We start from the raw sequence: 12,332 nt of genomic DNA, 5'->3' as shown, positions 1-12,332 counted from the left end.
CTCTGCTATTCGACGACCAGGTCCAAGAACTCCGGGTGCTGCGCCAGGTAGCGACGGACGTAGGTGCAGATCGGCACGATGCGCCAGTCGCGGTCGCGCGCGGTGTTCAGCGATGCGCGCACGAGCACTCCTGCCCAGCCGCGGTCGCCGTATTCCTCTTTGACGACCGTGTGCATCAGCGCGACGACCGATTCGTCGCCGGCTGCGTCGTCGCCATCGCCGAACCGATAGCCGAGGATGCCGACGAGATCGTCGTCGACGAACAGATCGAATCTGTTGTGATCGGCGTTGTCCTCGATGCGGACCGAGGGGCGCTCGACCGGAATCGCCGCGTCGGAGCGGCGGTGAATGATGTGACTCATGTCACTTATGAGACCAGAGTTGCTCGAGTGTCGCGGGGAAAGTGCACCGATCGACGCCGAGTCGAGTCCTTTACGTAACCAGCCGTGGCGTGACCGGCCGGGCAGTGCAAGTACTCAGAGAGCGACGAGCATGTCGTTGTACTCGGGGTTGGCCGCCGCGAAGCGCTGGACGTAGGTGCAGACCGGCTTGACCTTCCAGCCGTAGGACCGCGCGCTGTCGAGGGCGCGGCGAACCAGAATGCCGGCCAAGCCTTGATGACCGAAGTCCTCGGTGACGACGGTGTGCATGAAGGAGACGACATGCGTGCGTGTCGCACGGGCTCCGTTTCCTTCGACTTCGAAGAATCCGACGATGCCGACGAGGTCGCCGTTCAGTCGAAGCTCGAAGCGATTCTGGTCTTTGTTGATCGAGACATCAGCACTGGGAGAACTCGCAAGCATGGACGCCTCCTTTGCTGGGTGTGGAGTGGTGGAGGAACTTCGGAACCGAGACGGTATGTGACGTGCACCACTATTAAACATGCGCGAGGTGGGTCTGTCACCTTTTCTACCAACAAACCTTCGGATGCGTAGGTTTGTCCATCGATCCCGAACCGGATGCTGGTACAGCTCATAAGTGTCCCCGTGCGGCGTTGTGATACAACAACATTCAAAGTGTCACCATGTTTTCACCAACATTCACCTCCGGCGTCTCGCCTGCCGAGACCCTGCCGATCGCGGCCCGCCGGTACTGTCGTCTCTCGTGAAGTTCCTACCGCTCACGCCCAACGGCGAGACTCCCGTCCGCGCGCTGACGATCGCCGGAACCGACTCCGGCGGCGGTGCCGGAATCCAGGCGGACAGTCGCACGATGGCCATGTTGGGCGTGCACGCATGTGTTGCCGTCGCGGCGGTGACGGTCCAGAACACCGTCGGCGTGACGGGCTTCCACGAGATCCCGCCGGAGATCGTCGCGGCTCAGGTTCGCTCGGTGGTATCGGACATCGGCGTCGGCGCAGCGAAGACCGGGATGCTGGCGTCCACCGCGATCATCGAGGCGGTCACGGCCGTGTGCACCGAGGTGGGTATCGGCCGCGACCACCCGGTGCCGCTCGTCGTCGACCCGGTGTGCGCGTCCATGCACGGTGACCCCCTACTGCACGCCGAGGCGCTCGACGCCATCCGGCACACGCTGTTTCCCATCGCCTCGCTGGTGACTCCCAACCTCGACGAGGTTCGGTTGATCACCGGCATCGATGTCGTCGACGACGCCGGCGCGCGTCGCGCCGCCGAGGCGCTGCACGGATTGGGCGCGCAATGGGCCCTGGTCAAGGGCGGTCACCTCCGCACCTCGACCCACAGCACCGATCTACTGTTCGACGGCGACACCTTCCTCGAATTCACCAGCGAACGCATCGACACCGGCAACGATCACGGCGGCGGCGACACCCTCGCGGCATCGATCGCGTCGGCGCTGGCCCACGGATACTCGATGCCCGACGCGGTGGCGTTCGGCAAGGAATGGGTCACCCGTTGCCTGGCCGCGTCCTACGACCTCGGTGCGGGCCACGGCCCGGTGTCACCGCTGTGGCGACTGCACGAGTCGGAGAATGCGTAGGTCGTCGGGAGCGCCCTTGATCTTCGGCGCGAAGAAACTGCGCCGATAGGGCTTGGCGACCACGTGCAACGCGTCGAGCATCTCTGGTGACACGGCGTCGAGTGCGGCGGCCGAGATCATGATGTTGCCGTTTCCGCCGGTCTGCATGACCCGCGCTGCGACGGTGACGTCGACACCGAGCCAGTCGGAACCGACCTGACGCGGGCTTCCGGTGTGGATTCCGACGCGCATCGTCGGGGTGTAGCCGTCGACGTTCACGCTGGTGAGGGCCTCGCGCGCCGCGAACACGGCGTCGACGGCTTTGCCCGCATCGGCGAACACGGCCATGATGCCGTCGCCCAGCCTTTTCACGACGTGCCCGCCGCGGAACACGACCTCGGGTTCGACGGCTTTGGAGACTTTACGGAGCAACGTCAATGTGGCGGTATCGCCGGCGCGCAGTGACCACGACGAGAATCCGACGAGATCGGTGAAGACGATCGTGACGTGCTCGTCGCCGCGGCCCCGGCCGGCTCGCTCGAGGATGGCCTGCCACACCTGCAGGGCACCGAGGCCGAGTTCGCGGGAGGCACCCGGTTCGTCGTCGAGTCCGTTCGCTGCCAGGAACCGATCCGCCACGCGCGCGACGGCCAGTGCGCGTCCCGGACCGTCGATCGACAGCGGATCACCGAACGTGGGGTCACCGGGTAATGCGCGACGCACACGCCGAACCGCCCCGACGACGGTGGGCGCTCGGTTGGTGGTGCGGACCCACTCCACCACCGAGGAGACGACTGCGTTCACAGGATCGAGCGTAACTCACGGTTACACATACTTCCCTTACCCTTCGGCGCGTGCGGCCTCGCGCGCAGCCCCGACCGGTACTCCGTTGGGGCCTTCCACCGACTGCGCGTAGACACCGATGCCGTACGCCACGGCGGCACCGTTCTTCGCCAGCGCCGGGCGGTCGACGTTCGCCAGGGTGTCCTGATCGGTGTGGTAATTCTCGTCGAACGTCTGATCGGCCGTGCCACCCCACTTCGCGGCCTGCTCGGCGGTCTTGTTCTCGTCCGCGCCGCTGAAGACGCCGCCTGCGGGGATGCCGACCTCGATGAACGGCCCGTAGTCGGATCGACCGTCGAAATCCGTACCGTCGACGGCGATACCGTCGGCCGCCAAATGCTCGACGAACGTGCGCTCGATGGCGTCGGATCCGGCCGGTCCCGCGGGCTCACCGACCTGGTCGGAATCGTCGCCGTCGTAGGCGAGGTAGCCGGGGTTGTGCGAGCCGATCATGTCGAAGTTCAAGTACAGCGCGATGTTTCGCTTGTCCTCGTCGGACAGGCCCTCGACGTACTTGGTCGAACCGACGAGCCCGTTTTCCTCGGCACCCCAGAATGCGAACCGGACCGCGTTGGTCACCTCGGGCGCACTACCCATCTGCAGAGCAGTCTCGAGCACGGCGGAGGTGCCGGTGCCGTTGTCGTTGATGCCCGGACCCTCGGGGACGCTGTCGAGGTGGGCACCCGCGACCACCACGTTCTCGGTCGAGCCAGTGGTGGTCTGCGCGATGATGTTGCGGCTCGTGGTCGACTCGGTCGTCGTGACGAGAGTCAACGTGACCTCGGGGGCCGCGAGGACCGCTGCCCCGTCCTCCTGGCTGACACCGCCGGTCGGAATCTTCGCGGTCTCGGAATCGCCGAGCGTTCCCGAATCCAGTGGTCCGGGTTCGTTGTTGACGATGATCGCTGCCGCCGCACCCAATTCGGCGGCGACGGTCTGCTTCGCACCGAACGGGCACACCCCGCGGGGCACGACTGCCACCGCCCCCGTCAGGTCGAGACCGGCGTAATCGGCTGCCTCGCACCCGTCTGCCCCGGCGGGAGCGCCGACGACGCGTGCGGTGATCCCCTCGGCGGACGTGGTGGGCGAGTAGCTGAGCGCGAACACCGGAATCTCGGTGCCCGCGAGCGAGAGGGTTTGCGTCTGCGCCTCGAAGGTGTCGAAATCGAATTCGGGAGTGGTGACGTCGAATCCGGCCGATTCCAGTTGGGAGACAACGTAATCGACACTCGCGTCGTATCCGGCAGTCCCGGCCGCGCGGTTACCGTCGTGCGCGGCGGCGATGTCCTCTAATTCCTGCAGGTGCCCGACGAGGGCATCCTCGGTGACCGCTTCCGACAGTCCGGCCCCGTCGGGTGTCGCGAAAACTCTGGCCGGTTCCTCGTCCCCCGTACCGGAGGAGGACGAGCAACCGGCCAGAATCAGGACAGTGACGGCGCTACCTGCAAGCAAGGAAATCCGCATAGCGGACACCCTACCCAGGCAGGTGTCAGGCGTCCCGGCGATTGACGACGAACACTGCCACTCCGAAGATCACCGCGGTGAAGACGACGAAGTAGATCAGGCTGCCGACGGGTCCCCAGTGGAAGTCCGTTCCCGCGGATCCGCCGAGGAAATGGTCGGCGTTCTTGAACGGCAGGAACGGCTGAATCTTCTCGCCGACCTTCGGGATGATCCCGACGAGGTTCTCGATGAGCAACGGCCACAACAACAACACGGCGATGGCACCGGCGGACTGGCGAATCAGCGCACCCACGGCAACGGCCAGAACGATCTGCACGAACGCCAGAATTGCGGTGCCGTAGACGACGCGCCAGGTGCCGTCGACGTCGAAGCTCAGCAATGCGCCGGCTTCCTCACCGGCGATGGATTTGGCCAGGAACAACGCGCCGAAGGCGAGAACCAACGACAGCACTGCCCCGTACACGCCGACGATCAGTGCCTTCGCACCGAGCACCGAGGCCCGGTTGGTGATCGCCTGGAACGTGGTTCGGATCAGGCCGAAGCGGTATTCGCTGGTGACGGTGAGTGCACCGAGGATCATCAGCACCATGATGCCGAGTCCGCCGACGCCGCTGCCGACGACGTCGTATGCGGTGGTCGGTGGCAGACCTTCCGGCGCATCCGGGCCGACGGCGGTCTTTGCGGCCCAACCCAGGATGGCTCCGAACCCGAGGCCGAAGACCACCACGATCGCGCTGCACCACCACGGCGACTTGGTCGAGGTGAACTTGATTCTTTCTGCTGCCAAGACGCCCATCAGAGTGCACCGCCCATTGCTTGCTGAGTGTTCTGGTCTTCGGCTCCCGAGCCGTGATATTGCACTGTGTCTCCGGTGAGTTTCATGAATGCTTCCTCGAGCGAGCCGCGCTGAGAGGCCAACTCGTGCAATGTGATTCCGGCCCGGCCGGCGAGGTCGCCGATCGCGTCGGTGGTGGAGTTCAGCACGACGAGCGAGGGCTGCAGTTCGTCGGACTTGTCCGGCTCACGCACCGTGAGGCCGGCGGTGGTCAGCACCTGACGCAGGCCGTCGAGCTGTGGGCTGCGCACGCGTACCGAGGCCTCGGAGGCATGGTCGATGAATTCCTGCACCGAGGAATCCGAGATCAGCTTGCCGCGTCCGATGACGATGAGGTGTTCGGCCGTCTGCGCCATCTCCGAGAGCAGGTGGCTCGACACCAGGACCGTGCGGCCCTCGGCTGCCAAGCGCTGCATGAACTTTCGGATCCAGACGATGCCCTCGGGATCGAGTCCGTTGACCGGCTCGTCGAACAGCAACACCTTGGGGTCACCGAGAAGAGCGCCGGCGAGACCGAGCCGCTGCGACATGCCGAGCGAGAATCCGCCCGCATTCTTCTTCGCGACCTCGGACAGGCCCACCAGCCGCAGCACCTCGTCGACGCGGGACTTGGGGATGCCGTTGGACGCGGCCATCCATTCCAGGTGCGCACGCGCAGACCGGTTGGGGTGCACCCATTTGGCGTCGAGCAGAGCGCCGACGGTACGCAGTGGCTGCTTCAGGTGGCTGTAGCTCTTGCCCTCGATGGTCGCCGTCCCCGAGGTGGGGCGGTCGAGCCCGAGAATCATCCGCATCGTGGTGGACTTGCCCGCACCGTTCGGTCCGAGAAAGCCGGTCACGATGCCGGGTTTGATGGTGAAGGTGAGGTTGTCGACCGCCGTCACCGCTCCGTACTGCTTGGTCAGTCCTGTCACTTCGATCATGGGACAACTGTCCCCGATCGACGGCGTGTCCACATCGCCCCACAGTCGCGACTTGCATCATCCTTTTGGATGACACAGACCCTGAGACAGCCGAGGCCTGGCTGGGGCACGCGGTCGCCTGAGCGCAGCCGCAAATGCGCGCGCGTTTGCCAGATGCGCGGGGATTCGCCCTCATTTTCGCCACTATTCTGCGCGCGTTTCGCAAACGCGCTCGCGTTTGCGAAATACGCAGCACCACACAAAGGGCCGCGCCGCCGACGCAGCCGCTACATCGGCGAGCTGGCCTGCGCCCAGAATCGTTTCGGGATGCGGCCTGCATGTCGGGCCTGGTAACCCGCGGCCACCGCATGACGCATCGCCGACGCCATCAGCGCCGGGTCCTTCGCGCGGGTCACCGCGGTGGCGAGCAGCACTGCGTCGCAGCCGAGTTCCATCGCGAGGGTGGCGTCGCTGGCGGTGCCGATGCCCGCGTCGAGGATCACGGGCACCCCTGCGGCCTCGACGATCATCTCGATGTTGTGTGGGTTGGCGATGCCGAGGCCGGTGCCGATGGGTGAGCCGAGCGGCATGACGGCAACGCAGCCGATGTCTTCGAGACGCTTGGCCAGTACCGGGTCGTCGGTGGTGTACGGCAGCACCTGGAAACCGTCGTCGACGAGTTGCTCTGCGGCCTTGACCAATTCGATGGCGTCGGGCAGCAGGGTTCGCTCGTCGGCGATCACTTCGAGTTTCACCCAGTCGGTCTCGAGCGCTTCGCGGCCGAGCTGCGCGGTGAGCACGGCCTCGGCCGATCCTCGACACCCCGCAGTGTTCGGCAGCGGGGCGATGTTCAACCGCCGCAGCAGATCGAGCACTCCCGTCCCACCCGCGGCGTCGACGCGGCGCATCGCGACGGTGGTCAGTTCGGTTCCCGACGCGACGAGGGCTTCCTCGAGGACGGCGAGGTTGGCCGCTCCCCCGGTGCCGGTGATGAGCCGGGATGTGAAGGTGCGATCGGCGATGGTGAGTGCGCTAGCCACCCTGCACCGCCGTGAGAACGTCGATGGTCCAACCCTTTTGGACGTCGGTGGTGTCCCATCGACTCTTGGGCAGCACGGCACCGTCGACGGCGACGGCAATGCCTTTCTCGGGCAAGCCAAGGAATTCGAGCAGCCGACGCATGGTCATGTCCTCGGTGAGCAGGTGATCCTCGCCGTTGACGGTGATCCCGATGGCAACCTGGGTCATGGTGTCCTTTCGATCTGTGAGAAGCGTTCGGGTGTGGCGGCTTTCGCCTCGGGCAGCGTGTCGCCCGATACCAGCGCGGCGACGGCGTCGGCGGTGATCGGCGCGAGCAGAATGCCGTTGCGGCCGTGCCCGGTAGCGACGATCACGTTGTCGGCGAGTCTGCCGATCAACGGCAGTCCGTCGGGGCTCATCGGCCGTAATCCTGCAGCAGTTTCGTACAGCTCGTACTCGCCGATACTCGGCATGAGTCGTTCGGCGTCGGCGATCAGGTCTCGCACCCCCGCCACGGTGACCTGGGTGTCCTCACCGGATTCGTATTGTGTTGCGCCGACGACCAATCCGTCGCCGCGTGGCACCAGGTAGACGGGTCGGCCGTGCACGGTTCCGCGGATCGTGCGGTGCGGTGGCGGTGCGGCACTTGGCCTACGACGCAGCCGCAGGATCTCGCCTTTCACCGGTCTGACCGGCAGTGTCGGCCACAGTGCGGCGCAGCGAGAACCGGCGGCCAGGACCACCTGATCGGCGTCGGGAATTGCGTCGACCGAGGTTGCCACGAACTCCACTCCGGCGTCGAGACATCCCTGCTCGAGCGCGGTAACCAGGGCCCGATTGTCGACGGACAGCTCGGTCGGTGCCAACAACCCGAGCCGAATGTTCTGCGCCAATGCAGGTTCGAGTTCACGCACCTGCGCGCGGCCGAGAATCTCGAGCTCGTGTCCCTGCTCGCCCACCCATTCGGCGATCGTGCGCAGGTCGGTGGCGTCGGCGGAGTCGAGGGCGACGGTCATGGATCCGGTGGCCGAGAACACCGACGGGCCGGGGAGGCGTCCGGCGAAGTCCGGCCACCGCTCGAGCGACGCGGCACCGAGCCGTAGGAGTTCGTGTTCACCGGGCCACCCCTCGGACAGCGGGGCCAGCATGCCCCCGGCGACCCACGACGCGCCTCGACCCAGCGCAGGATCGTGCACCACCACCCGATGGCCGTCCTCCGCCAGTCGTAGTGCCGTCGACAGCCCGATGACGCCTCCGCCGATAACGACGATATGCACGCGATTCACGTCCTCACTCCCTGCGCCCGCATGATCGGGTTCAGGTATTGACGGTAAGGGCGGCGAACCCACTCTCAGCCCCACGATCCCCGGGACTCCCGCGATATGTCGGCCACTCCGTCGTCGGTCGCGGCTGCCATGAGAATACAGTTCGTTTCGTGCACCCAACTCAGACCGTCCGCAACCAGACTCCTCGCGAGCGTCTTGCGTCCGCTCGCCTCTACCTGTGTACCGATGCCCGACGCGACAAGGGCGATCTCGCGCAGTTCGCCGAGGCCGCGTTGTCCGGTGGCGTCGACATCATCCAGCTGCGCGACAAGAACTCCGCCGGTGAGCGCCAGTTCGGGCCGCTCGAGGCCAAGGACGAGCTCGCTGCGCTGGCGATTCTGCTCGCGGCCACCAAACGTCACGGTGCCTTGCTGGCCGTCAACGACCGCGCGGATCTGGCGCTGGCGTCCGGTGCCGACGTCCTGCATCTGGGCCAGGGCGACCTGCCGGTGCACTACGCGCGCCAGATTCTGGGCCCGGACGTGGTGATCGGACGCTCGACTCAGAACCGCGCGCAGTCCTCGCTCGCCGCCATCGAGGACGGCGTCGACTACTTCGCCGTCGGTCCGGTGTGGCCGACGCCCACCAAGCCCAACCGCTCGGCCGCCGGCCTGGAAACTCTGCGGGCCACCGCGGATGCGTTGCCGGAGCGCCCGTGGTTCGCCATCGGCGGCGTCGACGCGACCAATGTGGATCAGGTTCGAGCGGCGGGAGCCGAGCGCATCGTGGTCGTTCGGGCGATCACCGAGGCACGTGATCCGCAGGCCGCTGCGCGCGCGCTGGTACAGGCGCTACAGAACTGACGTCACAGCCAGGCGAGCACGGCAGACGGCGAGAGCACGTGCACCGCGCCGGGCAGTCGATTCTGGAGTCCGCGGTCGGCGGTGACCAGCGCGGTCAGGTCTGTCGATCGGTGGGCCTGATCTGTGAGGGTGTCGTCGCCACTGCCGTCCGCGAGGATCACCGGGATGCGCGGATCGTCGACAACGGCGTCGCGCGCTTGCCCCTCGAGCACGGCCTCGATGCGGGTGAGCCAGCCGTACTGGCCGCTGGGTAGTTCCACCGTGCGCGGCAGTGTCGCGGCCAGCGACGTCAACAGTGCGCCGGTCGAGCCGGCGCGGTCCTTCCACCAGCCGTCGGGCCGGGAGCCGAGGACGTTGGCGGTGTCGAGCAGCACGCGCAGCGGCTCGGTACGCAGCGACGGCCAGCTCGACGCGAAACCCGGGTGCAGTGGCAGCTCGCCGACGATGGACTCCGGCACCCACCGCAGTTCCGTGCTCTCGCCGTTCGGGACGGTGGCCAGCGGGTGATCGGTGTCGGCGATGACCGTGGTGTACGACCAACCGCTCGGGACTGCGGCGGTGACACGCTCGCTGCGCACGCTCAACTGTTCGGCCGAGATACCGGCTTCCTCGTGCGCCTCGCGGACCGCCGCGTGCTCGGTGCTCTCGTGCGAATCGCGAGCCCCGCCCGGCAGGGCCCACGTTCCGCCCTGGTGACTCCACAACGCGCGGTGCTGCAGCAACACCATCGGTTCGCCCGCATCGGAGGGCGCACGGAGCAGCAGACCGGCGGCACCGTGCTTGCCCCAGTGCCGAGAACCGTTCTCACCGATCACCCAACCGTCCCCGTCACCGCGCATGCTCCCCACCCTAGGTGAACCGCCTCGCCGTAGTGACTGTGCTGTAGTGGCTGCAGTGCGGTCCGCCTGCTTATATGCTCGATGCGTGATCGCGGCCGGCATTACTCCCTCTGCTGCCGTCCCCCCGACAACGGCACCCCACGTCGGTGCCGCTGCAGGCAAGCCACCGGTTCGATACACGATGCGTTCGACGCCTGCGCGGTTGGTCGCGATGGGTACCGCGCTGGTCGTCTTGGCGCTGACGGTCGGAAATCTCGCGTCCACGGCGGTGACCGATCGAGTCGACACTCTCGGGACACTGCTGGTGCGCACCGAGCCGTTCGCCAACTCGGCTCAGAATCTCTACGGTGCCCTGTCGGTGGCCGACGCGGCGGCCGCGTCGGCATTCATTGCCGGTGGGCTCGAGCAACCCGAAGTACGTGACCGGTACTCGCAGGCATTGGGTGAGGCGTCGTCGGAATTGATCGCCGCGTCCGCCGGGGTCACCGACAAGGACGAGGCCACCAGCGCAGTGCTGACTCAGATCGCTACCGGGTTGCCGGTGTACAGCGGGCTGGTCGAGACGGCGCGAGCGAACAATCGCAGCGGGAACCCGGTGGGTGCGGCATATCTCGGCGAGGCGTCGACGATGATGCAGTCCAGCCTGTTGCCGCTGGCCGAGAAGTTGTACACCGAGCAGGCCTCCCGCGTCTCGGCCGATCAGGAGAGGTTCACCAGTCCCCCGTACTTCGCGATCGGGTCGGTGGTGTTTCTGTTGCTGATGACCGGTCTCGCCCAGTGGTATCTGTCCCGGACGACGCGTCGCACACTCAATGTCGGTTTTCTCGGTGCCACGGCCGCTCTGGCGGGCTTGCTCGGGTGGATGTTGGTGGTGGGGTTGATCTCGTCGATCGCCACCGACCGCGCGATCGACCGCGGGGTGGCACCGCTGAAGTCCTACACGACGGGGTTCATTCTGGCCCAGCAGGCCAGGGCGGACGAGACACTCGACCTGGCCCGCCGCGGTGGCAGCCAGGATTACGGACAGTCGTTCGCCGGCAACGTCTCTCGGCTCGCGGACATGTTCGAGGGCGACCCCGAGGTGACCGAGGCCCTGAACAACTGGTCGGCCTCGCATGCGCGCATCGATTCGGCGCTCGAGGTGGGCGACTTCAACGGTGCGGTGTCGATAGCGACCGGATCGGGTGATTCGGATTCGGCGGCTGCGTTCAACGCTCTCGACAGTGTGCTGGTCGACGGGATCGACAGTGCCCGAAGCGAACTACGCTCCAATATCGATCGATCGGTCTGGGTCCTGTCGGGCTTGTCCAACGGCGCGTACGTGCTCACGGTGGTGGCCTCGGTGGCGTTCGGAGTCGGCCTGTTCCCGAGGCTGCGTGAATACCTGTGAGACGCCTACTCGCCGCCGGCCTCGTCGCGACCGCCCTGCTCGTCGGATGCTCGCCGCCGGAAAGAATTGCGGCACAGAGCGATACGATGTTCACCGAACCGCCTCTGCCCGACGGAGCAACCGTCGCGGCTCGGCCCACCGAAACACCGGCGGACGACGAGTGCGCCCGCCCCACGGCCAGTCTGCGGCCGCTACCGACCGGCACCGACGCGCCACTGCCTCCGCAGCCGACCATCGATGCACTCCGAGCCAAGGGTCGCCTCGTCGTCGGCCTCGACACGGGCAGTAACCTTTTCAGCTTTCGCGACCCCATGACCGGGCAGCTGGTCGGGTTCGACGTCGACATCGCTCGGGAGATCTCACGCGACCTGTTCGGAGACCCGAACCGGTTGGACTTCCGAATTCTGACGTCCGCACAGCGCCTCGAAGCTCTGCAGGACTCGACGGTGGACATCGTGGTGAAAACCATGACGATCACGTGCGCCCGGCGTAAGGACGTCCAGTTCTCCACCGTGTACTTCCAAGCGCAGCACCGAGTTCTGGTGGTGCAGGGCTCGGGTATCCGTGGGGTCGGGGATCTGGCGGGCAAGCGGGTGTGCGCGGTGGAGGGCACCACGTCGCTGCGTCGCCTGCAGCGGGTGCAGCCGGCCGCGACCGTGGTGACGGTGCCGATGTGGTCGGATTGCCTGGTGGTACTGCAACAACGACAGGTCGACGCCATCAGCACCGACGACGCCATCCTGGCCGGACTTGCCGCACAGGACCCGTACCTCGAGATCGTCGGCGACAGTCTGAGCCCGGAACCGTACGGCGTGGGCATCAACAAGAAGAACGAGGATCTCGTGCGCTTCGTCAACGGAACGTTGGCACGCATCAGGTCCGACGGCACCTGGAACCGCATCTACAACAAGTGGCTGACGGTGCTCGGCCCCTCCCCCGGTCCACCCACCGCGTCGTACAGCGATTAGAGGCG

Annotated in this window: 14 protein-coding genes; 4 read left to right on the top strand and 10 right to left on the bottom strand. The window is 66.4% G+C overall.

All coding sequences use genetic code 11. The features are described from left to right. Positions 1 to 5 precede the first annotated feature (5 nt). Both VF34_RS00300 and VF34_RS00295 read right to left on the bottom strand, forming a co-directional pair. Complete coding sequence (locus VF34_RS00300) at positions 6 to 362, bottom strand: GNAT family N-acetyltransferase (protein ID WP_045840626.1); 357 nt, start codon at positions 360 to 362, stop codon at positions 6 to 8. Positions 363 to 476: 114 nt separating this feature from the next. Beyond that, positions 477 to 803 carry a GNAT family N-acetyltransferase gene (locus VF34_RS00295; RefSeq protein WP_027498479.1) on the bottom strand — a complete coding sequence of 109 codons (327 nt, stop codon included), beginning with the start codon at positions 801 to 803 and terminating at the stop codon, positions 477 to 479. 301 nt (positions 804 to 1,104) lie between these two features. Here VF34_RS00295 and thiD point away from each other — a divergent pair, with 301 nt between their 5' ends. After that, positions 1,105 to 1,959 (top strand): bifunctional hydroxymethylpyrimidine kinase/phosphomethylpyrimidine kinase, encoded by an 855-nt coding sequence (gene thiD / locus VF34_RS00290; protein WP_032374726.1) that lies wholly within the window; start codon positions 1,105 to 1,107, stop codon positions 1,957 to 1,959. Here thiD and VF34_RS00285 read toward each other — a convergent pair. From VF34_RS00285 to thiO, 7 genes are all read right to left on the bottom strand, one after another. Further along, positions 1,921 to 2,742, bottom strand: a complete 822-nt coding sequence (locus VF34_RS00285) for an adenylate/guanylate cyclase domain-containing protein (RefSeq protein ID WP_032374725.1) — start codon at positions 2,740 to 2,742, stop codon at positions 1,921 to 1,923. The genes thiD and VF34_RS00285 overlap by 39 nt on opposite strands. A gap of 36 nt (positions 2,743 to 2,778) precedes the next feature. Continuing rightward, a complete protein-coding gene (locus VF34_RS00280; protein ID WP_032374724.1) occupies positions 2,779 to 4,245 on the bottom strand; it encodes a M28 family peptidase in 1,467 nt (488 codons plus the stop codon). Positions 4,246 to 4,270: 25 nt separating this feature from the next. Continuing rightward, a complete protein-coding gene (locus VF34_RS00275; protein WP_027498483.1) occupies positions 4,271 to 5,041 on the bottom strand; it encodes an ABC transporter permease in 771 nt (256 codons plus the stop codon). Beyond that, positions 5,041 to 6,003: an ABC transporter ATP-binding protein gene (locus VF34_RS00270; RefSeq protein ID WP_027498484.1), complete on the bottom strand. Its 963-nt coding sequence runs from the start codon at positions 6,001 to 6,003 to the stop codon at positions 5,041 to 5,043. Before VF34_RS00270 ends, VF34_RS00275 begins: the two co-directional genes overlap by 1 nt. Positions 6,004 to 6,269: 266 nt before the next feature. After that, the gene (locus tag VF34_RS00265; RefSeq protein WP_032374723.1) at positions 6,270 to 7,022 is read right to left on the bottom strand and encodes a thiazole synthase; all 753 of its coding nucleotides are present in this window, start codon (positions 7,020 to 7,022) and stop codon (positions 6,270 to 6,272) included. Continuing rightward, complete coding sequence (gene thiS, locus VF34_RS00260) at positions 7,015 to 7,230, bottom strand: sulfur carrier protein ThiS (RefSeq protein WP_027498486.1); 216 nt, start codon at positions 7,228 to 7,230, stop codon at positions 7,015 to 7,017. The genes VF34_RS00265 and thiS overlap by 8 nt, the downstream gene beginning before the upstream one ends. Beyond that, entirely contained in the window at positions 7,227 to 8,279 is a 1,053-nt protein-coding gene (thiO, locus tag VF34_RS00255; RefSeq protein WP_080733361.1) for a glycine oxidase ThiO, read from the bottom strand. Before thiO ends, thiS begins: the two co-directional genes overlap by 4 nt. A 158-nt stretch (positions 8,280 to 8,437) precedes the next feature. Here thiO and thiE point away from each other — a divergent pair, with 158 nt between their 5' ends. Beyond that, a complete protein-coding gene (gene thiE / locus VF34_RS00250; protein ID WP_027498488.1) occupies positions 8,438 to 9,130 on the top strand; it encodes a thiamine phosphate synthase in 693 nt (230 codons plus the stop codon). Positions 9,131 to 9,132: 2 nt separating this feature from the next. Here the strand turns inward: thiE and VF34_RS00245 are convergent, their stop codons facing one another. After that, complete coding sequence (locus VF34_RS00245) at positions 9,133 to 9,969, bottom strand: NUDIX hydrolase (RefSeq protein ID WP_032365122.1); 837 nt, start codon at positions 9,967 to 9,969, stop codon at positions 9,133 to 9,135. Positions 9,970 to 10,054: 85 nt separating this feature from the next. Here VF34_RS00245 and VF34_RS00240 point away from each other — a divergent pair, with 85 nt between their 5' ends. Next, complete coding sequence (locus VF34_RS00240; RefSeq protein ID WP_032365121.1) at positions 10,055 to 11,359, top strand: hypothetical protein; 1,305 nt, start codon at positions 10,055 to 10,057, stop codon at positions 11,357 to 11,359. Beyond that, entirely contained in the window at positions 11,356 to 12,327 is a 972-nt protein-coding gene (locus VF34_RS00235) for a glutamate ABC transporter substrate-binding protein (protein ID WP_032365120.1), read from the top strand. The genes VF34_RS00240 and VF34_RS00235 overlap by 4 nt, the downstream gene beginning before the upstream one ends. Positions 12,328 to 12,332: the final 5 nt, after the last annotated feature.

Source organism: Rhodococcus sp. PML026 (assembly GCF_000963615.1).
Lineage (GTDB): Bacteria > Actinomycetota > Actinomycetes > Mycobacteriales > Mycobacteriaceae > Rhodococcoides > Rhodococcoides fascians.
Note: the sequence above shows the minus strand (reverse complement) of the source record. Positions and strands in the feature narration are given on the sequence as shown.

Coding starts and splice junctions, on each gene's coding strand:
- VF34_RS00300 (WP_045840626.1), bottom strand. CDS start 362: ATGAGTCACATCATTCACCGCCGCTCCGACGCGGCGATTCCGGTCGAG.
- VF34_RS00295 (WP_027498479.1), bottom strand. CDS start 803: ATGCTTGCGAGTTCTCCCAGTGCTGATGTCTCGATCAACAAAGACCAG.
- VF34_RS00280 (WP_032374724.1), bottom strand. CDS start 4,245: ATGCGGATTTCCTTGCTTGCAGGTAGCGCCGTCACTGTCCTGATTCTG.
- VF34_RS00275 (WP_027498483.1), bottom strand. CDS start 5,041: ATGGGCGTCTTGGCAGCAGAAAGAATCAAGTTCACCTCGACCAAGTCG.
- VF34_RS00270 (WP_027498484.1), bottom strand. CDS start 6,003: ATGATCGAAGTGACAGGACTGACCAAGCAGTACGGAGCGGTGACGGCG.
- thiS (WP_027498486.1), bottom strand. CDS start 7,230: ATGACCCAGGTTGCCATCGGGATCACCGTCAACGGCGAGGATCACCTG.
- VF34_RS00245 (WP_032365122.1), bottom strand. CDS start 9,969: ATGCGCGGTGACGGGGACGGTTGGGTGATCGGTGAGAACGGTTCTCGG.